We start from the raw sequence: 21,222 nt of genomic DNA on the forward strand, positions 1-21,222 counted from the left end.
TGTAATGCGATTTTCCTGAGAGTGAAACCACCAGACTCAGCCGGGCGTCACCTCGAACACCAGCGTCGCCCCCAGCGCCGCGCGGGGCGGCACGACGACGATGCCCTCGATGGCCTCTTCCACCATGCGGCGGGCGGCGAGCGAGCGGCGCAGCTCCGGAGCGCCCGGGGTGGCGAAGCGGATGGCGGCGAGGCGCAGGCCCGGCCCAGCCGGCGCCGGCACGCCATAGCGGTCGGTGAACAGATTGCGCGACATCACGTCGATGGAGCCACGCGGCGTCTGCGCCACGTACCAGGCGTCGAGCGCGCGCTGGACCTGGCAGCCGGAGAAGGTTTCCAGAAACTTCTGGTGCTCCGCTGGCGCGTCCGCCACCAGCACCACGCCGGCAACGCCCGTCACCTGATTGGAATGGCGCTGGAGGTCGCTGGACCAGAAATTCTCAGGGTTAAGCTGGGTGCAGGTGAACGCGCCGAAATCCGGGCTCGCCGGATCGCGGGCGAAGGCGAGGCGGAAGCCGACATCCACCTCCTGCCCGTCCGGCCGGCGCGCCTTGCGGGCGAAATCGAAGATGTCGAAGCCGCCGAAGCCGTCGGCATCGAAGGCGGCCTTCTCGTGGCCCGCGTCCGAGCCCTCCAGCACCAGCATGGAGAGGCCTTCGCCGATGCGGGCGAGGTAATCCTTGTTGAAAGCGCCGAAGGAGAAGGTCTCCCCCTGCGCGGGAACGATCTTCTCCGGCTCGACGACCTGGAGCAGCTCGATGAAGAAACCGGGCGTCTGGATGATGCGGTTTTCGGTGCCCCACGGGTGGCGGTTGCGGGCACCCACGGTGAAGCCCAGGAGGTCGTAGATTTCGCCAGCTGCGTCGAGGTCGCGGACGAGGTGCACAACGTGGTCGAGGCCGCGTCGCATGGCTTCTCCTCTTATCGGGCCGATGCTGCGACCCATCGGGCGCGCATTCCGCAACGGCAGAAGCATGGGAAGGAACGCTACGGCAAGGGTCCGCGCGTCGCCTGAATGGCGGGCGCATCCCCCCGGCGGCCCGGCTGGAGCTTAGTGCGTTTTGCCGCGACGTGGCTACCGCCCGGAGGAAGAAATCCCGGGACGGCACCCTAAGCCATTGCAAAGAAACGGCTCAGACCAGCCGGCTCTGGTCCTTGGCGGCACCGATGAAGGAGGCGAACAGCGGGTGCGGCTCGAACGGGCGGGACTTCAGCTCCGGATGGAACTGCACGCCGATGAACCACGGATGATCTGGATATTCCACGATCTCCGGCAGCAGCCCGTCCGGCGACATGCCGGAGAACTTCAGCCCGTGCTGCTCCAGCCGGTCGCGATAGGCGGTGTTCACCTCATAGCGGTGACGGTGGCGCTCGGAGATGTCGCGCTTGCCGTAGACGCCCTCCACCTTGGTGTCGGGCTCCAGCACCGCATGATAGGCCCCAAGCCGCATCGTGCCGCCGAGGTCGCCGGCGGCGTTGCGCCGCTCCAGCTCGTTGCCGCGCAGCCATTCGGTGAGCAGGCCCACCACCGGCTCGGAGGTGGCGCCGAACTCCGTGGAATTGGCCTTCTCGATGCCCGCGAGGTTCCGCGCCGCCTCGATGACCGCCATCTGCATGCCGAAGCAGATGCCGAAATAGGGCACCTGCCGCTCGCGGGCGAACTGGGCCGCGCGAATCTTGCCCTCCGCGCCGCGCTGGCCGAAGCCGCCGGGCACGAGGATGCCGTGGACATGCTCCAGGAAGGGCGCCGGGTCCTCGCGCTCGAAGGTCTCGCTCTCGATCCAGTCGAGATTGACCTTCACCTTGTTGGCGATGCCGCCGTGGGCGAGCGCCTCGATCAGAGACTTGTAGGCGTCCTTCAGCCCCGTGTACTTGCCGACGATGGCGATGGTGACCTCGCCCTCGGGGTTGCGTACGCGGGTCTCGATGTCGGTCCATCGCTTGAGATTCGGCGCGGGAGCCGGCTCGATGTTGAAGGCGGCCAGCACTTCCTTGTCGAGGCCTTCCGCGTGATAGGCGGAGGGGACGGCGTAGATGTTGTCCACGTCCCGCGCCTCGATCACCGCCGTTTCGCGCACGTTGCAGAACAGCGAGAGCTTGCGGCGCTCCTCGCGCGGGATCTCACGATCGGTGCGGCAGAGCAGGATGTCGGGCTGGATGCCGATGGAGCGCAGCTCCTTCACCGAATGCTGCGTCGGCTTGGTCTTCAGCTCACCGGCCGAGGGGATGTATGGCATCAGGGTGAGGTGGATGAAGATGGCGTGTCCGCGCGGCAGCTCGTTCTTGAGCTGGCGGGTGGCCTCGAAGAAGGGCAGGCCCTCGATGTCGCCCACCGTGCCGCCCACCTCGATCAGAACGAAATCGAAGCCTTCGTTGCCTTCCAGCACGAAGTCCTTGATCGCGTTGGTGACGTGGGGAATCACCTGGATGGTGGCACCGAGGTAATCGCCACGGCGCTCCTTGCTCAGGATGTCCTGATAGATGCGGCCGGTGGTGATATTGTCCTGCTTGGTCGCGGGATGGCCGGTGAACCGCTCGTAGTGACCAAGATCGAGGTCCGTCTCGGCCCCGTCGTCGGTCACGAACACCTCGCCGTGCTGATACGGGCTCATGGTGCCCGGATCGACGTTCAGATAGGGGTCGAGCTTGCGAAGGCGGACGGTGTATCCGCGCGCCTGGAGAAGAGCGCCGAGCGCTGCGGAGGCGAGGCCCTTGCCCAGGGAAGACACGACGCCGCCGGTGATGAAGATGTAGCGCGCCATGGGCCTCGACCTTACCTCGTGCAAACACGATTCGGCGAGGACGAAACCGGATCCGGCCTCGCCTCGCCTGTGGAGAAGAAACGGCGCGGCCGAAGCCGCGTCGTCATCGGATCACTTGGACTGCGGAACCTGGGGACCAGACGGCGCGGCCGGGGCGGCGGGCGCCGCCGGAGCCACTGCGCCACCCTGCGGGGCGCCTGAGCCCTGCGGGGCCTGCTGGCGCAGCTGGTCGAGAATGGAACCGCCGCTCTGCGGCACCTGCGGCCCGCCCTGATTCTGCTGCGCTGGCGGCAGGATGGAGCGCGGGGCACGGCCCAGGCCGGCGACGATGGTCAGCGACAGCGAGGTGATGAAGAAGATCAGCGCGAGAATCGCGGTGGCGCGGGTGAGCACGTTGGCCGTGCCGCGCGCGGAGAAGAAGCCGCCGCCAGAACCGCCGCCGCCCCCGCCGATGCCAAGGCCGCCGCCTTCAGAGCGCTGGATGAGCACCACGCCGATCAGCGCGAGCACCACCATCAGGTGAATTACGATGAGAACCGTCTGCATGGAATCCATCACGTTCGCGCCAGGACGGTGCCCCGGCGCGCAGGTCGCGGGTTCCCTACACGATCGGGCGGCGGGAGGGAAGAGCGGGAGCGGCAGCGACCCTGCACCCCTCCCCTGCGCGACGCGCGGGACCGGCGGTTGGCATTGAAGAGTCTCACTCGATCGCCAGCAGCACAGCCGAGGCCGCCGCGATCACCCACACCGCGCCGCTGATGCGCCGCCAGCGGCCGGCGATGAGGTTCACGGCCACATAGGTGATGAAGCCGAGGCCGATGCCGGTGGCGATGGAGAAGGTGAACACCACCGCCAGCGCGGTCGCGGCGGCGGGGAAGGCTTCGGCGGCGTCATCCCACGGTAGGTCGCCCATGGCGCCGATCATGGCGAGGGCCACCACCAGCAGCGCCGGGGCGGTGGCGTATCCCGGCACCGCCAGCGCCAGGGGCGCAAAGAGCAGGCAGGCGAGGAACATCACGGCCACCACCACGGCGGTAAGGCCGGTGCGGCCGCCCGCCTCGATGCCGGCGGCGCTCTCGATATAGGAGGTGAGCGTGGAGGTGCCGAGCGCCGAGCCGACGATGGCGCCGCCCGAATCGGCGATCAGTACCCGGCCGAGGCGCGGCACGGAGCCGTCCTCCCGCATCAGGCCGCCCTTGTAGAGGGTGGCGATCAGCGTGCCCATATTGTCGAGCAGCACGAGCAGGAACAGCGCCGCGATCACCCCGGTCATGGACAGGCGCAGCACGCCGGCGATGTCCAGCTGGAGCAGCGTCGGCGCCAGCGAGGGCGGGGCCGAGACGATGCCGGAAAAGGAGACGAGGCCGAACGGCACGCCGGCCAGTGTCGCCGCCGCGATGCCGATGAGGATCGCCCCCGGCACGCCCCGCGCCGCAAGGCCGCTCATGAGCAGGAAACCGCCGCAGGCAATGAGGGTGGACGGCGCCGCGAGGTTGCCCAGCGCCACCAGCGTCACCGGGCTCGCCACCACCAGCCCCATGCCCTTCAGGCCGAGCAGCGCGAGGAACAGGCCGATGCCCGTGCCCATGCCGAGCTTGAGCGACATGGGAATGGAATTCAGCAGCCATTCCCGCACCCTGAACAGGCTGAGGGCGAGGAAGAGGATGCCGGAGACGAACACCGCCCCCAGCGCCTGCTGCCACGGCACGCCCATGCCCAGTACCACGGTGAAGGTGAAATAGGCGTTGATACCCATGGCGGGGGCGACGGCGATGGGATAGTTGGCGATGATCCCCATCATGGCCGAGCCGAACGCCGCCGAGAGGCATGTGGCGGTAAAGGCCGCCCCGGCATCGATGCCGGCCTGCGCCATGATCTGCGGGTTCACCACGACGATATAGGCCATGGTGAGGAAGGTGGTGATGCCCGCCACCACCTCGGTCGGGATAGTGGTGCCGTGCGCCTCCAATTGGAAGACGCGCTCGATCAGTCCGCGCATGTGAAGCTGCCCTGCCCGTATCCGGGCAGAGGCTAGCAGCAACGTTCGCGCCGCGCAGGCGCTAATGCGTTTCCTTCGATGCAGGCGCTAATGCAAATCCTTCGTGTAAACGAATTTCGGCATGCTCCAGCTGAAGCGCAGGGCCAGCAGGCGCAGGGTGAGACCGGCGGCCATGGCGATGGCCATGGTGAGCGGCTGCGGCAGCCCGGCCAGCGGCCCGGCCACGTAGAGCAGCCCCGTGAGGATCGACACCGTCGCGTAAAGCTCGGCGCGGAACAGCAGCGGCACCTCGTTGCACAGCACGTCCCGCAGCACGCCGCCGACGCAGCCGGTGATCATGCCCGCCGCGATCACCACGATCACCGGCAAGCCCAGCCCGATGGCCACGTTGCAGCCGATGACGGTGAACACCACGAGCCCCACCGCATCGAGGAACAGGAACACCTGCCGCAGGTGGTCCATGACGCGGGCGAGGAAGACGGTGCCCAGCGCCGCGCCGCCGGTGACCACGAGATAGGACGGGTGCGCCACCCATGAGAGCGGATAATTGCCGAGCAGCACGTCCCGCACGGACCCGCCGCCCAGCGCGGTGACGCAGCCGAGCAGGAACACGCCCACCCAGTCCATCTCCCGTCGTCCGGCGGCGAGCGCGGCCGTCATGGCCTCGGCCACGATGGCGACGAGATAGAGGATGTGGAGCAGGGTCTGCGGCGTCATGTCGAAAGTCAGGATAGGCCCCCGCGCAAAAACGCCGCCTGCCCCGGCAGGGACAGGCGGCCTTTGTCATATCCCTTGCGAAGCGGGGCGGTTCAGTGCCCCAGCACCGCCAGCAGCAGCAGCGCGACGATGTTGGTGATCTTGATCATCGGGTTCACCGCGGGGCCGGCTGTGTCCTTGTAGGGATCGCCCACGGTGTCGCCGGTGACGGAGGCCTTGTGGGCTTCCGAGCCCTTCATGTGGCGGACGCCATCCTTGTCCACGAAGCCGTCCTCGAACGACTTCTTGGCATTGTCCCAGGCGCCGCCGCCCGAGGTCATGGAGATGGCGACGAACAGGCCGGTGACGATGACGCCGAGCAGCATCGCGCCCACCGCCGAGAAGGCCGCCGACTTGCCCGCCACACCGCCGCCCGCCACGAAGTAGATGACGAAATAGACGACGATGGGCGAGAGCACCGGCAGCAGCGAGGGGATGATCATCTCCTTGATGGCCGCCTTGGTCAGCATGTCCACGGCGCGGGAATAGTCCGGCTTCTCGGTGCCGGCCATGATGCCCGGCTTCTCCCGGAACTGCCGGCGCACCTCTTCCACAATGGCGCCGGCCGCGCGGCCCACGGCGGTCATGCCCATGGCGCCGAAGAGATAGGGCAGCAGGCCGCCGAACAGCAGGCCGACTACCACATAGGGGTTCTCCAGCGAGAAGTTGGGCGCAACCCCTGCGAAGTAGGAGCCGGGCGCCGCCTGCGAGATGAAGAACTTGAGGTCCTGATTGTAGGCGGCGAACAGCACCAGCGCGCCGAGGCCGGCGGAGCCGATGGCGTAGCCCTTCGTCACCGCCTTGGTGGTGTTGCCCACCGCGTCGAGCGCGTCGGTGGACTGGCGCACCTCCTTGGGCAGGCCCGCCATCTCGGCGATGCCGCCGGCATTGTCCGTCACCGGGCCGAAGGCATCGAGGGCCACGATCATGCCGGCGACGCCGAGCATGGTGGTGGCGGCGATGGCGATGCCGAACAGGCCGGCAAGGCCGTAGGCGCACAGGATGCCGGCGATGATGACGAGGGTCGGCAGCGCCGTCGATTCCAGCGAGACGGCGAGGCCCTGGATGATGTTCGTGCCATGCCCCGTCACCGAGGCCTGGGCGATGGACACCACCGGGCGATAGCCGGTGCCGGTGTAGTATTCGGTGATGACGACGATGGCGCCGGTCACCGCGAGGCCGACGAGGCCGCTGAGGAACAGTGCCGTGCCCGTATAGTCGGCGCCCTGGATCGGCCCGAACCCGGGCAGCAGCCACGTCACCACCGCCAGCGCGATAACGGAGAAGCCCGCCGTCGCCATGAGGCCCTTGTAGAGCGCGCCCATGATGGAGGAGTTCGCCCCCAGCCGTACGAAATAGGTGCCGGCGATGGAGGTGAGGATGCACGCGCCGCCGATGGCGAGCGGATAGACGATCATGGTGGCGAGCGTCGCCGGGTTCGCGGCGAAGAAGATGGCCGCGAGCACCATGGTGGCGACCACCGTCACCGCATAGGTCTCGAACAGATCGGCCGCCATGCCGGCGCAGTCGCCGACATTGTCGCCCACGTTATCGGCGATGGTGGCCGGGTTGCGCGGGTCGTCCTCGGGAATGCCGGCTTCCACCTTGCCGACGAGGTCGCCGCCCACGTCCGCGCCCTTGGTGAAGATGCCGCCGCCGAGACGGGCGAAGATGGATATGAGCGAGGCGCCGAAGCCCAACGCCACCAGCGCGTCCACCACCGTGCGGCTGTTCGGCGCGAAGCCGAGGAAGCCGGTGAGGACGAGGAAGTAGACGCTGACGCCGAGCAGCGCGAGGCCGGCCACCAGAAGCCCGGTGACGGCGCCCGCCTTGAAGGCGAGGTCGAGGCCGCCGGCGAGCGAGAGCGTCGCCGCTTGCGCGGTGCGCACGTTCGCCCGCACCGACACGTTCATGCCGATGAAGCCGGCGAGACCGGAGAGGATGGCGCCCAGCGCGAAGCCGATGGCCACCAGCCAGCCGAGGAAAAGTCCCACGAGGATGAAGATGACGGCACCCACGATGCCGATGGTGGCGTACTGCCGGCGCAGATAGGCCTGCGCGCCTTCAGCGATGGCGGATGCGATCTCCTGCATCCTGGCGGTTCCCGGGTCCGCCTCCATCAACCCCTTGATCGTCCATACGCCGTACGCCACGGCCAAGAGGCCGCAGACGATGATGAGCACCAGAGCCAGCATCTATCCCACCCTCACTCGTTTCCTGCCAATTATGTTTATGGGGCGAGTGTGAGGGGTGCCGTGTGGCATCGCAAGGGGCGTTTGGGCAAACGGTCGCACCTTTGGACGGTTTCATGGGACCGTCGGCGGCTCGCGCACGGGCGATGCCGCAAAGCCAACATCCGTCGTGCTCCGGCTTGACCGGAGCACCCATTCCCCCGTTCGTGGCTGAGGCACGATGGATCCTTCGGTCGAGCCGAAGGATGACGGCGGGAACATCAGCGCGTCGGCGGCGTGCCGGTCGAATCGCGGAATTCGAAGATCTTGCGCAGGAAGCCCGGCGCCACGGCCGAGATGGGGTTGATGCGCAAGGTGGGGCCGGTGGAGAGCGGGCCGACGACCTCGAAGGTCACGCCCACCAGTCCCTCGTTGGGTCCGCCGCCGAGAAAGAGGCCGATGACCGGCAGCTTCGAGAAGATGTTGTTGAGCGCGTAGGCCGGCACGAAAGTGCCACGCATGTTGATGCGGTCGGCGGCGAAATCCAGCGAGCCGTCGAAGGTCGCGCCGACGGACGGCCCCCAGATGGCGCCCTCCTTGAACACGATCTTGCCGGTGGAGCGGGAGAATTGCGCCTGCGCCTTCTCGAACGCGGCGGTGCCGTTCTCGATGCGGCCCGAACTGTCGCGGGCGGCGCTGGACAGGCGCTCGAGGCCGGGCTCGCCCCTGATCGAGAAGTCGCTGAGGTGCAGGACGCCTTCCTGCGGGGTGTTGTCGCTGCGCGGCGGGTCCACCACGAGCCACGCATCGCCGCCCTGCATCTTGGCGTAGATGTCGAGGAAGCGGAACAGCGCGCCGGCGTCTGAGGTGGTGATCTGCAGCGCCCGCTCGCGCCCCTGCCAGGTGCGCATCTCGCCGGCCACCGTGCCGTCCCGGCCTGTCTTGGCGGTGAGGGTGAAGTCCCGCATCTCGACGCCGCGCCGCGTGGTGGAGAGATCGAACTGGCGCAGCACCTCGCCATTGTTGCCGGTGAGCGCGCCGACGCGCGCCTCCACGTCCACGTCCTGCGACTTGCGCTTGTCCGTGGGGGGACCGCTGACGAGGCTCTTCATGATGCCGCGGGCGTCCATCACCTCGCCGGTGATACGGATCTTCAGCACCGACCCGACGCGCTCCGCCTTGGCCGAGGCCTTGTCGCCGTCGGAGAGCTGGAAGGTCGGGAAGTTCGCGCCCAGAAGATCGCCGCTGTCGGCAAGCTCGATATTGCCCTTCAGCAATGTGCCCGATCCGTCGATCACCATGTCGTCGAGGCGGATCGAGTTGCCCTTGTCGTTCACCGTGAAGCGCGCCTTGAGCGGCTTGCCGGCGGGCTTGCTGAGGCCGGGGATGAGATCGGCGATGCGCGCCTGCGTCAGGTCCGTCTCGATGCTGGCGCGCGTGTCCTTGTTGTTGGTGGTGCCCACGAGGCGCACGCCCACCGGGCCGCTCACGCCGGGGATGTCCACGCCGAGCTTGGTGCGCGCGGCGTCGTCGAGGGTGGCGGAGACGCGGATGTCGGAATCCGCCGCGTCCTTTTTCTTCTCGTACTCGAAGGCGAGCGGCGCGCCGGCGAGCTTGCCCTCCCCGCGCAGCACGATGCCGGCCGGCGAGGCGAAGGCCTTCACCGTCGCGCCCTCCAGCCTCTGGCCCTTGAACACCTTGTCCACGCCGAAGTCGGTGAGGTTGGCTTCGAGCGAATAGTCGAGGTCCTCCGGCAGCGGCACTTTGCGGAAGATCATGTTGACCTGCAGCAGCGCCGAGAGCCGGCCGCGCGTGGTGGAGGGATCGAAGGCCGTGCCCTGCGGTCCCTTCAAGGGCTCCATGCCCAGCACCTCGATGCCGGCGTCGGCGGGGCCGTTGAAGTTCACCCGGATCTGCGCGGAGGGCTCGCGCGGGAAATAGTCGGGGATCAGCATCACCCCTTCGCTCACCGCGATCTTGCGGTTCTGCGGCGTCACCGCCGTCCCATCGGGCATGGTGATGCGCACCGAGCGGCCGGTGACGAGGATGGCGAGGCTGGAATTGGTGATGGGCGGGAGACCCTTCACGGGGCGAATGGTGACGCCCTTGCCGGTGATGGTGAAACGCACGCCATCCTCGGGCAGCGGCACCTGCTTCTGCCCGATGAGGTCGAGCGGCAGCTTCACCGCGACCGTGAGGCCCTCCGCCGTGCCGCCGGAGACGTTCTCGACGGCAAACTGTCGCGCGGGCGGCGCGATGTTCACCGGCCAGAAGCGCTTCACCGTCGCCACCGGCATGGGCGAGGCGACACCGTCGAACTTGAGATAGGGGACCGGGACGCCGAAATCGAACAAGGCCGTGAAGCTGAAGCTGGCCGTGGAGGCGCTCAGCAGCCCCTGGTCCACCACGATCTGCCGGCTCGGCGGATCGAAGCGGCCGGACACGTCCACCTTGGAGATGACGAGGGGCGGCTCGGGCATTTCCGGCCCTTGCAGCACCACCTGCTTGGGCCCGGCCTGGAACGGCCACGGCTCGATGGCCTTGGCCGGAACCTTGATCTCGCCCGCGAGCGAAATGACGTTCTGGCTCTTCACCGCCTCGATGGGCGCGACCACGATGACGCGGCGCGCCACGTCCAGCGTGGCGGCGATGCGGGCGCGGTCGATGACGAAGCGCTCTTCCGGGTCCTCGCCGTTGCCGAGCGCGCCGGCGCCGAAATCGAGGCTCGCCTCGGCAGCGGTCAGCGCGCCGTCGAGGGCGACGCGGGCGGAGAAGGAGGCGTTAAGCGGCGTGTCGATATAGAACCGCCGCTGGTCCTGCACGAAGGCGTAGAGCAGGTCGCGGGTCGAGACGTTGCGGATGGAGACATCGATGCTGCGCTCGCCGTTGTTGGCGGCGCTGATGCGGGCGACGGCCGTGGAGACGCCCTGTGGCGATTGGGTGGTGAAGGTCAGCTCCGCCCCGCCCCCGGCCGGACGGGCAAGCCGCACGCTCATGTGCTGGAAGACGATGCGGTGCCCCGCACCCTCGTTCTCGACGATGACCGTGCCGTCCTTGAGGCCCACATCCGCCAGCGCGCCCCCATCGAAACCGGCAGTCTCAAGGTCCGACATCCAGCGGGCCAGCGCGACCGGCTTGAGCGGATCGAAATCGCCGACGGCGGCCGTGTTGGGCGCGGCCTGTTGGTCCTGGCCGGGGACGGCCGCCGAAGACTGCGGTGACGCGCCGGAATTCGCGTCGGCGCGGTGGGAGGGGCTCGCCGGGATCGCCTTGGCGCCGCGGCCGGTGGCCACCGCGACCTGACCCGAGGGCGCGATCCGCACGGTCATCTCGGCGCCGATGAGGTCGATGCGCCGCGCCTTGGGCATGAGCGACAGGAGGGAGCCTTCCAGCTCCACCTCGGCGCTCGGCGCGCTGGCGACCAGCTGGCCGTCGGGGCCGATGACCTTGATGTCGTGAACCACCACGGCTGTTGCGCCGTGGCCCACCGTCTTCATGGTGGTCGCACCGATGCTCACCTGATGGCCGCCACCGATGCGCTCCTCCAGTGCCCGCTCGATATAGGGCGTGGCGAGGTTGGCGGTGACCATCCCGGTGGCGATGAGAACGTACAGGGTGACGGCGGCGACGCCACCGAGGGCGATCAGGACAAGGCACAGGCCGGTGAACAGGCGCGCGGCACGGCTGCGCGGGGTGAGCGCGCCGACAATGCCCCGGAAGCGGGACCGCTTTGGCTCGCGCCGCGCCCCCGCCGGCCTTTCCTGCCGAAACTCCATACCGTCTGGACCTTCTCTCTCTTTCGCCTCAGCCGTTTCCAGCCGATCGTCCGCAACCTGGCGACGGTCCCACGGTGCCCTCCGGTCAGCGCGTCGATTCGCCTCCGGCCCGCGAGAAATGACCCTATCCTGCCGTCGCCACGTAAAGATGAGGTGGATCAACTCCTCGATGATACCATCTGGCCCAGGAATCCAACCCAGGAAGGCGGCCATCTTGTGGGCATCGCATTTGCGCTGCCCCGTATGGCGCCGAACACGTCGAAAGGAAGGCGGAATGTCCAGTTTCCCGGAGGTCGGTGCCAAGGCGCCTGCTTTCTCGCTCGCCCGTGATGGGGGCGGCACCGTTTCTTTGAAGGATTTCAAGGGTCGCAAGCTGGTGGTCTATTTCTATCCCAAGGCCGATACCCCCGGCTGCACCAAGGAAGCCATCGCCTTCAACGGGCTGAAGGCGGAATTCGCCGCCGCCGACACCGACATCCTCGGCGTTTCAGCCGATGAGGTGAAGGCGCAGGACAAGTTCCGCGACAAGTACAGCCTCGGCTTCGCGCTGGGCTCCGATCCCGACAAGGCCATGCTGGAGGCCTATGGCGTATGGGTCGAGAAGAGCATGTACGGCCGCAAGTACATGGGCGTGGAGCGCGCCACCGTCCTCATCGGCCGCGACGGCAAGGTGGCGCAGACCTGGCCCAAGGTGAAGGTGGACGGCCACGCCGCCGACGTGCTGAAGGCTGCGCAAGAGCTGGGTTAGACCCTGCTCAAGGCAACAAACCCGCTGGGCTGAGCCCAGATCAAGGGGAGCGTTCGCCGCTCCCCTACCCCGCCGCCTGCACGTTCTGCGGCAGGATGAACGGGCCGGGCGGGGCAACGCCGATTCGGACGCGGATGCCGAAGGCTTCCGCCAGCACCTGCTCGGTCAACACCTCCGCCACCGGCCCGGCCGCGCGCACCTGCCCACCAGCCAGCACCACGATCTCGTCGGCGACCATGGCGGCGAGGTTCAGATCGTGCAGCACGGCCAGCACGCCGCCGCCGGCATCCGCATGGGCGCGGGCAAGGTTCAGCACGGTGAGCTGGTGGGCGAGGTCGAGGCTGGCGGTGGGCTCGTCGAGGAAGAGATAACCCGGAACGTCCGCCCGTCCCGCCTCCAGTTGCGCGAGGATGCGGGCGAGCTGCACCCGCTGCCGCTCGCCGCCCGACAGGCTGTCATAGCGCCTGTCGGCGAAGCCGGGCAGGTCGACCCGCGCGAGCAGGCGCAGGACACGGGCGCGGTCGTGCCCCTCTCCTGTCATCAGGCCGGCGGCGATCACCTCGGCCGCGGTAAATGGAAAGGCCACCTCCGCCGCCTGCGGCAGTACCGCCCGGCGGCGCGCCAGATCCAGCGGACGCATGGCATGGATGGAAACCCCGTCCAGCGTCACCTGCCCCGTCGCGAGCCGGTGCTCGCCCGACATGGCCTTGAGCAAGGTGGATTTGCCGGCGCCGTTCGGGCCGACAAGCACCGTCACCCGCCCCGGCCGCACGAAGATGCTTGCCGCATCCACCAGGCGACGGCCGGAGGCGGTGACGGTGACGTTTTCCGCGCGATACATGCTCACCCCACGAACGCGCGGCGCTTCAGCAGCAGCCAGAGGAAGAAGGGCGCGCCCACCAGAGCCGTGACCACGCCCAGCGGCAGCTCGGCCGGCGCCGCGATCATGCGGGCGAGGATGTCCGCCCCGAGCAGCACCGCCACGCCGAGCAGCGCCGAGGCCGGCACCAGCGCGCGATGGGACGGCCCGATGACCAGTCGCGCCAGATGCGGCACCACCAGGCCGACGAAGCCGACCACGCCGGTCGCCGCCACCGCCGCCCCCACCCCCGCCGCGACGGCGACGACGGCGGTGCGCTTCAGCCGTTCCACCGACACCCCGGCGTGAAACGCCTCCGCCTCGCCCAGCGCCAGCGCATCGAGCCCGCGCGAAAGGCCGATGGCGATGGCCAGCAGCCCCAGCACGAAGGGCGCGGCCAGCGCCGCCTTCATCCAGGTGGCGCCGCCGAGGCTGCCGAGGGTCCAGAACAGGAAGTCCCGCGTCTGCTGCTCGGAGGCGAGGAACACCATCACCCCCGTGCCCGCGCTCGCCAGCGCGCCCAGCGCGAGACCGGCAAACAGGAGCGTCGCCACCGAGGTGCGCCCGTCATGCTCGGCGAGGCGCGCGATGAGGAGGGTGGTGAGGAGCCCGCCCGCGAACGCTGCGAGCGGCAGTCCCACCACCTGCAGCGGCTGCGGCAGAAGCGCAAGGAGCGGCGCGCCGAACACGACGAACGCCACCGCCGCCAGCGCCGCGCCCGGCGCCACACCGACGAGGCTCGGATCGGCGAGGGGATTGCGGAACACCCCCTGCATCAGCGCCCCCGCCACCGCCATGCCTGCGCCGGCGAGCGCGCCGACGATGGCGCGGGGCAGCCGCACGTCCAGCACCACGATGCGCTCGCGCAAGGCACCGGCCGGCGCGGCCCCGCTGATCCATTCCCACAGCACGGCGAACACCCGTCCCGGCGCGATGGTGAAGGGACCGATGGCGAGCGCGCCTACGAAGGCCGCGACCGCCAATACGGCGAACAGCGTCAGCCCGGCCGCGACCGGGCGCCCCCGCGTCCCCTCGCCCGACGCGGCCATGGCAACGCCTTCCATGCTCATTGGTCCGGCTCCGCGCTCCAGGGCCGGGGCGGCAGCTCCGGCAGCTTCGCGCCCGGATGCAGCGCGGCCGCGAGATCGCGCGCCGCGCGCGGGGTGCGGGGACCGAAGCCGAGCAGATAGGAGCCGGGCAGCGACACGAGGCGTTTATCCCGCGCGGCGGGCGTTCCGGCGAAAGCAGGCAGCGCGAAGACGGTGGCGGCATCAAGCACCTGCCCGCCGCCGCGCATCACCACCACCGCCTCGGGCTCGGCCGACATGGCGGCCTCGTCCAGCGCCGGCTTGAATCCCTTGATCTGGGCCATGGCATTGGTGAGGCCGGCGAGCTTCAGGATGGCGTCTGCGCTGGTGTCGGAGCCACCCACGACCGCCGCGCCGCCCGAGGCGGAGAGCACGAAGACGGCCCGCGGGCGCTCCGGCAGCGCCTTCACCATGGCGTCGAGGGCGGCGAAATCCTCGGACACCTCGGCGGCGAGCGCCCGGCCCTTCTCCTGCGCGCCCACCGCGTTCGCCACCGCAGCAATCTTGCGCAGCACGGCCTCCCGGTCATGCCCGTCCGGAATGATGACCACGGGCACCGATGCCTGCTTCAGCACCTCCATCGTGGAGGGCGGCCCGGCGCCTTCCATGGCCAGGATCAGCGTCGGTGCCACCGAGAGCACGCCTTCCGGCGACAGCGCGCGGGCATAGCCCACGTCCGGCAAGGCGCGGGCGGCGGCGGGGTAGCGGCTGGTCTGGTCCACCGCCACCACGCGCTCTCCCATGCCCAGGGCGAACAGGATCTCGGTCACCGCGCCGCCGATGGAGACGATGCGCGGCTCCACCGGCTGCGGCTGAGCCGCCTGGGCGCTCGGCGCGAGGCCGGTCAGCACCGCAATTAGAGTTGCCAGCAGCAGGCGCCGGGCGACGTTCATCGCGGAGGGCCCCGCCGCAGCGCAGCATGAGCGGACAGATATTTGATGCCAAACCACCATGGAATTAGAGCAACTCCATTTTCGCACTGCGAGTCTTCGCAAACGATGATTCGCTTTTCTTTTATTTATTCCAATGTCGATACAGCATGTTTTACGTGCCAATCACGCAACAGTCTCTGACGTTATTTCATGGCTTTGGCAAGTTGGATGTATTCTTCTTGACGCTTCTGTGGCGCGACGGTAGCCAAATCGGGACAGGCGAGACGACTGGGCGGGAAACGACTGCCCAGCCGGATGCCTGCTCAGGCAAAGCGCCTGCGGCCCGCCACGTCCCCGGTCTTCCGGCCGACGCCAGCCAGCCTCCGAACATCAGCCGGGAGAAGGATCATGGCGGGACAACCGCAGCGCATGGGCGTGTTCAAGGGCGAAAGGCATCGGCGCGGGAAAAAGGCGCTGCTCGCGGGCGTCGCGCTCTGCGCGGTGCTGATGGCCACGCCGGTCAACGCCCAGAGCGCCCCCGAGGCCGGGCCCACCGACGACACGACGGCCATTTCGCTCGACACCATCACGGTCGCCGCCAGCCTGACCGAGGAGCGCGCGATCGATGCGCTTGCCGCCATCAGCGTGGTGCGGGCGGACGATCTTGAACAGCTCATGCCGTCGCGGACGCAGGACGTGTTCTTCGGCATGCCGGGCACCTCCGTCATCCAGAACGGCAATTCCCCCCAGGCCTCCATCAACATCCGCGGCATGGAGGATTACGGCCGCGTCGCGGTGTTCGTCGACGGCGCGCGGCAGAACTTCACCCAGCTCGGCCACGGCTCCGGCGCCGGCTCCTTCTTCCTGGAGCCCGGCCTGCTGGCGGAGGTGGACGTGGTGCGCGGGCCGGTGGCCAACATCTACGGCTCGGGCGCCATCGGCGGCGTGGTGACCTTCCGCACCAAGGACGCCAACGACATCATCAAGCCCGGCCAGACGTGGGGCGTGGAATCCGCCGGCGAATTCGGCTCCAACGGGCCGATGGGCTACGGCGCCCTGTTCGCGGCGGCGAAGGTGAATCCGAACATCGACCTGTTCCTCGGCGGTACCTACCGCTCGCAGAGCGACTATACGGACGGCGACGGAAATGTGGTGCCGGGCACCGGCTCGGACATCTGGACCGGCATCGCCAAGGTCACCTTCCGGCCGGTGGAGCACCACGAGGTGAAGATCACCGGCATCAACTACAATGCCGATTACACCACCTACAACGCCGCGCTGGTGAACAACGAAGTGCCCGCCGGCTCGACACAGTACGGCACCACCGTCCTCAACCAGACGCTGACCGCGAGCTGGAATTACACCAATCCGGACGACAACATCTTCGACTGGCGCAGCCAGATCTACTGGAACCGGGTAAAGCAGAGCCAGCTGAAGGTGGCGGGCACCCCCAGCTCCATCACCGGCTCCATCGGCGATCCGCGCTATTTCACCATCGACACGCTGGGCTTCGACATCAACAACACGTCGCGCTTCACCTTCGCCGATATCCGCAACGCCATCACCATCGGCGGCGACTATTTCCACGATGACGTGGACAATGTGGACAATTATGGCTTCGGCGACGGCTACAACCCGTCCGGCGAGCGCGGCGTGGGCGGTGCCTTCATCCAGTGGAAGGCCAATTATTCCACCTGGTTCGAGGCCATCGGCGCGCTGCGCTACGACACTTACAACCTGAGCGGAGACGGCGTTTCCACCAGCGGCGACCACCTCTCGCCCAAGATCACGGTGGGCCTCACGCCGTGGCAGTGGGTGACGCTCTACGGCACCTTCGCGGAAGGCTATCGCGCGCCGGCCGTGACCGAGACGCTGGTGAACGGCGCGCACCCGCCGAACATCCCCCTCGTCTTCTGTCCAGATGGCAGCTTCGGCGTGTTCTGCTTCGTGCCGAATCCGTATCTCAAGCCGGAAATCGGCAAGAACAAGGAAATCGGCCTGAACTTGCGGTTCGATGACATCTTCACCAAGGGCGACAAGTTCCGCGCCAAGGCCAACGTCTACCAGAACGATGTGGAGGACTACATCGAGCTGGTGGGTTACGACATGACGCCCTTCGGCACATACGCGAACTATCAGTACCAGAACATCGCCAACGCCCGCCTGCGCGGCTTCGAGTTCGAGAGCAATTACGACGCCGGCGTCTGGTTCGCGGGCTTCAACGCCACCGTGTCCGATGGCGAGAACACCAACAACGGCCAGCCCCTCGCCAACGTGATGCCCAACAATATCGCGACCACGCTCGGCGCGCGCTTCCTGGACAACAAGCTCTCCGTCTCGGTGCGCTGGCAGTGGGTCGCGGCCAAGACCGCCGCCGACCTGCCGGCCGACTCGCCCTACGAGCCGACGCCGAGCTTCAATCTCGTGAACCTCTATCTCGGCTACCAGCCCGATCCGAACGTGCTGGCCCAGCTCTCCGTTGAGAACATCTTCAACGAGCAGTACGTTCAGTATCAGCAGTTCCTGCCGAGCGCCGGCATCACCGCGAAGGCCGGCCTCAAGTTCAAGATCGGTGCCGACACCATCGCGGCGGCGACGCCCTATCCGGTGAAATAGGCGGCCACCGACCCACCCCATTGCCAAGACGGAGTGACGAGATGTTCATTGCCACCAACAGGTTCAAGGTGAAGCACGGGTCCGAGGCCGAGTTCGAGCGGGTCTGGCGCGAGCGCGACACCTACATCGCCGCCGTGCCCGGATTCGTCGCCTTCGACCTGTGCCGCGGGCCGGAGAAGGAGGACTACACCCTCTACATCTCCCACACCGTGTGGGGCTCGAAGGCCGATTTCGAGGCCTGGACCAAGTCCGAGGCCTTCCGCCTCGCCCACCGCGACGCGGGTGCGTCATCCAACCGCGTGAACTATATCGGCGGTCCGGAGTTTGAAGGATTTGAGTCGGTGCTCTCGCTTACCCCCGGCGAGAAGGCGGCCTGAGGCCCCACCCGACCCGAACCACGGTGTACCTCCAACCCGGCCGGGCGAATGTCCGCGCCGGGTTTTCTTTTGCTGGTTTCGCGGCAGAAGGAGAGCGCCCCCTCTCCCGCAAGGGGAGAGGGGAGACGTGAGTCCCGCCCTTTCCATGCCGGCTCCGCTTGGCTACCGTCTTGGCCCTTTTCCCGGCCCCTTTTCCGGCCCTGGAATTCCCAGGCCCCGAGCCAACAGGATCGCGCCATGACGGCCTATTCCGACCTCGCCGCCCACTTTGACCGGACCGCGGCGCTCGCCAACGGCATCGGCATTCTCCAGTGGGACAGCGACACCATGATGCCCAAGGGGGCCGCTTCCACGCGCGCGGAGAGCCTCGCTTTGCTGCGCGTGCTCCACCACAACATGGCGACCGACCCGCGCATCGGCGACTGGATCGCAGCCTCCGAGGGGGAAGACCTCGGCCCGTGGGAGCGCGCCAATGTGCGCGAGATCACGCGCGGTTTCACGGTGGATACCGCCGTGCCCGCCGACCTCGTGGAAGCCTCCAGCCGCGCCGCCTCCCGCTGCGAGATGGCCTGGCGCAAGGCGCGGGCGGATGCCGATTTCCCCGCCCTCCTGCCCTATCTGGAGGAGGTGCTGCGGCTGCAGCGGGAGATCGGACGGGTGAAGGGCGAGAAGCTCGGCCTCTCCCCCTACGATGCCCTGCTCAACGGCTATGAGCCCGGCGGACGCTCGGCCCGCATCGACGCGCTGTTCGACGACCTCGCCCAGTTCCTGCCCGGCTTCACCGAGGAGGTGCTGGAGATCCAGGCCCGCCGGCCGGCGACGCCCCCGCTCGAAGGCCCCTTTGCCGTGGAGGCGCAGCGCCAGCTTGGGCTGGAGCTGATGAAGACGGTGGGCTTCGATTTCGAGCGCGGCCGGCTCGACGTCTCCGCGCACCCGTTCTGCGGCGGCGCCGACAACGACGTGCGCATCACCACCCGCTACGACGAGAGCGACTTCTCCCGCGCCCTCATGGGCGTCCTGCACGAGACCGGCCATGCGCTCTATGAGCAGGGCCGCCCGCAGGACTATATCCACCAGCCGGTGGGGCAGGCGCGCTCCATGAGCATCCACGAGAGCCAGTCGCTGCTCATGGAGATGCAGGCCTGCCGCAGCCGGGAATTCCTCACCTTCGCCGCGCCCCGCATGCGCGCCGCCTTCAACGGCTCCGGCCCCGCCTGGGAGGCGGACGCCTTGTGGCGGCTCTACACCAAGGTGGAACGCGGCTTCATCCGGGTGGATGCGGACGAGGTGACCTATCCCGCCCACGTCATCCTGCGCTACCGGCTGGAGAAGGCGCTGATCGGCGACGAGATGAAGCTTTCGGACCTACCCGGCGCCTGGGCCGAGGGCATGCAGTCGCTGCTCGGCGTGACGCCGCCCGACGATCAGCTGGGCTGCCTGCAGGACATCCACTGGCCGGGTGGCGGCTGGGGCTATTTCCCCACCTACACGCTGGGCGCCATGACAGCCGCACAGCTCTTCGACGCTGCCTGTCGCGCCGATCCCGGCATCCTGCCCGGCATCGCCAGGGGCGACTTCGCGCCGCTCCTGTCATGGCTGCGCGTGAACGTGCACGGCCAGGCCTCGCTGCTGGAGACGGACGAACTCCTCACCCGCGCCACCGGCCGCCCGCTCGACGCCTCGGTGTTCAAGGCCCACCTGCGCCGGCGCTACGGCGGCGAGATGGAGCATTCGGTGGCCGCCTGATCGGCATCCTGAAACGCAAAACGGCCGGGCAGATGCCCGGCCGTTTTCGTTGGGAAAAGATTGTTCTTAGAGGCCCGCGACGTAGCGGCTCGGGTCGACCGGGGTCGAGCCCTTGCGGATCTCGAAGTGCAGCTGGGGCGAGTTGACGTTGCCGCTCTGGCCCGCCTTGGCGACAATCTGGCCGCGCCGGACGGTGTCGCCGCGCTTCACGTTCAGCTCGCTGTTGTTGGCATAGGCCGTGACGTAGCCGTCGGCGTGCTTGATGAGCACGAGGTTGCCGTAGCCCTTCAGCTCGTTGCCGGCATAGGCCACGGTGCCATCCTCGGCGGCGCGCACGGCGGTGCCTTCCGGCACGGCGAAGTTGACGCCGTCATTGTGGGCGCCGCCCGGCTTGGGACCGAACGAGGCGATGACGCGGCCACGGACCGGGGCGCGGAACTGGGGACCGGAGCCGCTGGCGCGCGGCGCGTCGTCCGCATCGTCCACCGGCGTCACCTTGGCGGCGGTCTCGACCTTGGGCTCGGGTGCGGCCGACTTCGACACCGCCGGAGTGGGCGCGGCGGCGGTCTGGGTGGGCTTGGCGGCGGGGGCAGCAGCCGGCGCCGGAGCGGCCGCGACCGTCGCGGGCTTCGCCGAGCCGGGAACCTGCAGCGTGCTGGGAACCGGCGCAGTCGCGGCGAGCTGCGGGGGCTTCGCCACAGCGGTGGTCTGGGCAGCGGCCTGCGTGGCTTTCGCCTGCGACGCGCCGTTGCCGCCGGGCGGGATGATGAGCGTCTGGCCGGTGCGCACCGTGCCGCCGGCGGGGATGTTGTTGGCGATGGTCAGCGCGGCCACCGAGACGTTGTACATGCGCGCGACGGAACCGAGCGTCTCGCCCGCCACCACCACATGGGTGCCGGCCGCAGGGCCGCGCGCGGGTGCCGCTGCCGGTGCCGCCGCGTAGCCCGGCGCGCCGTAGAGCGGCTGGCCGCCGCCCGTAGAGGCGTAGGACGAAGGCTGATAGCCGGGCGCGGCCGCCTGCCCGGGCGGCGGAGCGGGCATCGCCTCGACACGACCGGACCCAAGAGAGCCGGTGACATCGCCGCTGCCGGCGGGGGGATATCCGCCCGGCTGGCCCTGGTAGCCCGCCATGGGCGCCCCGGCCGAAGGCTGGGGCGAGTCGGCGGCGAAGCGGGCCGTATCCGAACTGCAGCCTGCCACCGTTCCGGACACGAGCCCGATCAGTGCCAGCCGCGCGACGACGTTACGTCCGTGTGTCCCGGAGGAATTACGCATGTGGCCGAACTCGCACGCAAACATTACGGCCCGCAGTTAAGAGGCCCATGCGTAAACGGCGGCTTAAATGACGTATCTTCGGCGTGGTCCTGCCGAACTTTGGACTCCCCCGTGGCAGAACTGCAACAGGTCTGGAACGCGGATGCCGCGCCCCGCCTGCGCCGGGCGATGCCGTTGC

At 68.5% G+C, this 21,222-nt stretch carries 15 protein-coding genes; 4 read left to right on the forward strand and 11 right to left on the reverse strand.

Annotated elements, in window-relative coordinates:
* Nucleotides 1-36: 36 nt before the first annotated feature.
* From V5F63_RS12845 to V5F63_RS12875, 7 genes are all read right to left on the reverse strand, one after another.
* Nucleotides 37-909, reverse strand: a complete 873-nt coding sequence (locus V5F63_RS12845; protein WP_209489450.1) for a VOC family protein — start codon at nt 907-909, stop codon at nt 37-39.
* 223 nt (nt 910-1,132) lie between these two features.
* Nucleotides 1,133-2,761 (reverse strand): CTP synthase, encoded by a 1,629-nt coding sequence (gene pyrG, locus V5F63_RS12850; RefSeq protein WP_209489453.1) that lies wholly within the window; start codon nt 2,759-2,761, stop codon nt 1,133-1,135.
* A 111-nt stretch (nt 2,762-2,872) separates the two neighbouring features.
* On the reverse strand, nt 2,873-3,307 hold the full coding sequence (secG, locus tag V5F63_RS12855) for a preprotein translocase subunit SecG (RefSeq protein WP_394102435.1): 435 nt from the start codon (nt 3,305-3,307) through the stop codon (nt 2,873-2,875).
* Nucleotides 3,308-3,461: 154 nt separating this feature from the next.
* Nucleotides 3,462-4,760 (reverse strand): NCS2 family permease, encoded by a 1,299-nt coding sequence (locus V5F63_RS12860; RefSeq protein WP_245327560.1) that lies wholly within the window; start codon nt 4,758-4,760, stop codon nt 3,462-3,464.
* Between the two features lie 87 nt (nt 4,761-4,847).
* On the reverse strand, nt 4,848-5,477 hold the full coding sequence (locus tag V5F63_RS12865) for a trimeric intracellular cation channel family protein (RefSeq protein ID WP_394029222.1): 630 nt from the start codon (nt 5,475-5,477) through the stop codon (nt 4,848-4,850).
* Nucleotides 5,478-5,569: 92 nt separating this feature from the next.
* Nucleotides 5,570-7,711: a sodium-translocating pyrophosphatase gene (locus V5F63_RS12870; RefSeq protein WP_209489464.1), complete on the reverse strand. Its 2,142-nt coding sequence runs from the start codon at nt 7,709-7,711 to the stop codon at nt 5,570-5,572.
* A 257-nt stretch (nt 7,712-7,968) separates the two neighbouring features.
* Nucleotides 7,969-11,463 carry a YhdP family protein gene (locus V5F63_RS12875; RefSeq protein WP_394102434.1) on the reverse strand — a complete coding sequence of 1,165 codons (3,495 nt, stop codon included), beginning with the start codon at nt 11,461-11,463 and terminating at the stop codon, nt 7,969-7,971.
* Nucleotides 11,464-11,737: 274 nt separating this feature from the next.
* On the opposite strand from V5F63_RS12875, the gene V5F63_RS12880 reads away from it, so the two are divergent.
* Entirely contained in the window at nt 11,738-12,211 is a 474-nt protein-coding gene (locus V5F63_RS12880) for a peroxiredoxin (protein WP_394102433.1), read from the forward strand.
* A 64-nt stretch (nt 12,212-12,275) separates the two neighbouring features.
* On the opposite strand, the gene V5F63_RS12885 is transcribed toward V5F63_RS12880, so the two are convergent.
* From V5F63_RS12885 to V5F63_RS12895, 3 genes are read right to left on the reverse strand one after another with little or no spacing between them, the layout of a single operon-like run.
* A complete protein-coding gene (locus V5F63_RS12885; protein ID WP_209489470.1) occupies nt 12,276-13,052 on the reverse strand; it encodes a heme ABC transporter ATP-binding protein in 777 nt (258 codons plus the stop codon).
* Nucleotides 13,053-13,054: 2 nt separating this feature from the next.
* Nucleotides 13,055-14,140, reverse strand: coding sequence for a FecCD family ABC transporter permease (locus V5F63_RS12890; RefSeq protein WP_394102432.1), 1,086 nt, complete (start codon nt 14,138-14,140; stop codon nt 13,055-13,057).
* The gene (locus V5F63_RS12895; RefSeq protein WP_394102431.1) at nt 14,137-15,051 is read right to left on the reverse strand and encodes a heme/hemin ABC transporter substrate-binding protein; all 915 of its coding nucleotides are present in this window, start codon (nt 15,049-15,051) and stop codon (nt 14,137-14,139) included. The genes V5F63_RS12890 and V5F63_RS12895 overlap by 4 nt, the downstream gene beginning before the upstream one ends.
* 387 nt (nt 15,052-15,438) lie before the next feature.
* Here V5F63_RS12895 and V5F63_RS12900 point away from each other — a divergent pair, with 387 nt between their 5' ends.
* From V5F63_RS12900 to V5F63_RS12910, 3 genes are all read left to right on the forward strand, one after another.
* Entirely contained in the window at nt 15,439-17,646 is a 2,208-nt protein-coding gene (locus tag V5F63_RS12900; protein ID WP_394102430.1) for a TonB-dependent hemoglobin/transferrin/lactoferrin family receptor, read from the forward strand.
* A 41-nt stretch (nt 17,647-17,687) separates the two neighbouring features.
* A complete protein-coding gene (hmuQ, locus tag V5F63_RS12905; RefSeq protein WP_209489477.1) occupies nt 17,688-18,023 on the forward strand; it encodes a heme-degrading protein HmuQ in 336 nt (111 codons plus the stop codon).
* Nucleotides 18,024-18,260: 237 nt separating this feature from the next.
* Entirely contained in the window at nt 18,261-19,769 is a 1,509-nt protein-coding gene (locus V5F63_RS12910; RefSeq protein ID WP_394102429.1) for a carboxypeptidase M32, read from the forward strand.
* Between the two features lie 66 nt (nt 19,770-19,835).
* On the opposite strand, the gene V5F63_RS12915 is transcribed toward V5F63_RS12910, so the two are convergent.
* A complete protein-coding gene (locus V5F63_RS12915; RefSeq protein ID WP_209489481.1) occupies nt 19,836-21,044 on the reverse strand; it encodes a M23 family metallopeptidase in 1,209 nt (402 codons plus the stop codon).
* Nucleotides 21,045-21,222 lie beyond the last annotated feature (178 nt).

The organism is Xanthobacter wiegelii (assembly GCF_043193855.2).
Taxonomy (GTDB): domain Bacteria; phylum Pseudomonadota; class Alphaproteobacteria; order Rhizobiales; family Xanthobacteraceae; genus Xanthobacter; species Xanthobacter flavus_A.

Bases quoted from the DNA above. Each gene is read 5' to 3' on its own strand.
- pyrG (WP_209489453.1), bottom strand. From the start codon at position 2,761: ATGGCGCGCTACATCTTCATCACCGGCGGCGTCGTGTCTTCCCTGGGC.
- V5F63_RS12845 (WP_209489450.1), bottom strand. From the start codon at position 909: ATGCGACGCGGCCTCGACCACGTTGTGCACCTCGTCCGCGACCTCGAC.
- V5F63_RS12915 (WP_209489481.1), bottom strand. From the start codon at position 21,044: ATGCGTAATTCCTCCGGGACACACGGACGTAACGTCGTCGCGCGGCTG.
- V5F63_RS12870 (WP_209489464.1), bottom strand. From the start codon at position 7,711: ATGCTGGCTCTGGTGCTCATCATCGTCTGCGGCCTCTTGGCCGTGGCG.
- V5F63_RS12885 (WP_209489470.1), bottom strand. From the start codon at position 13,052: ATGTATCGCGCGGAAAACGTCACCGTCACCGCCTCCGGCCGTCGCCTG.
- V5F63_RS12910 (WP_394102429.1), top strand. From the start codon at position 18,261: ATGACGGCCTATTCCGACCTCGCCGCCCACTTTGACCGGACCGCGGCG.
- V5F63_RS12860 (WP_245327560.1), bottom strand. From the start codon at position 4,760: ATGCGCGGACTGATCGAGCGCGTCTTCCAATTGGAGGCGCACGGCACC.
- V5F63_RS12875 (WP_394102434.1), bottom strand. From the start codon at position 11,463: ATGGAGTTTCGGCAGGAAAGGCCGGCGGGGGCGCGGCGCGAGCCAAAG.
- V5F63_RS12900 (WP_394102430.1), top strand. From the start codon at position 15,439: ATGGCGGGACAACCGCAGCGCATGGGCGTGTTCAAGGGCGAAAGGCAT.
- V5F63_RS12865 (WP_394029222.1), bottom strand. From the start codon at position 5,477: ATGACGCCGCAGACCCTGCTCCACATCCTCTATCTCGTCGCCATCGTG.
- hmuQ (WP_209489477.1), top strand. From the start codon at position 17,688: ATGTTCATTGCCACCAACAGGTTCAAGGTGAAGCACGGGTCCGAGGCC.
- V5F63_RS12880 (WP_394102433.1), top strand. From the start codon at position 11,738: ATGTCCAGTTTCCCGGAGGTCGGTGCCAAGGCGCCTGCTTTCTCGCTC.
- secG (WP_394102435.1), bottom strand. From the start codon at position 3,307: ATGCAGACGGTTCTCATCGTAATTCACCTGATGGTGGTGCTCGCGCTG.
- V5F63_RS12890 (WP_394102432.1), bottom strand. From the start codon at position 14,140: ATGAGCATGGAAGGCGTTGCCATGGCCGCGTCGGGCGAGGGGACGCGG.
- V5F63_RS12895 (WP_394102431.1), bottom strand. From the start codon at position 15,051: ATGAACGTCGCCCGGCGCCTGCTGCTGGCAACTCTAATTGCGGTGCTG.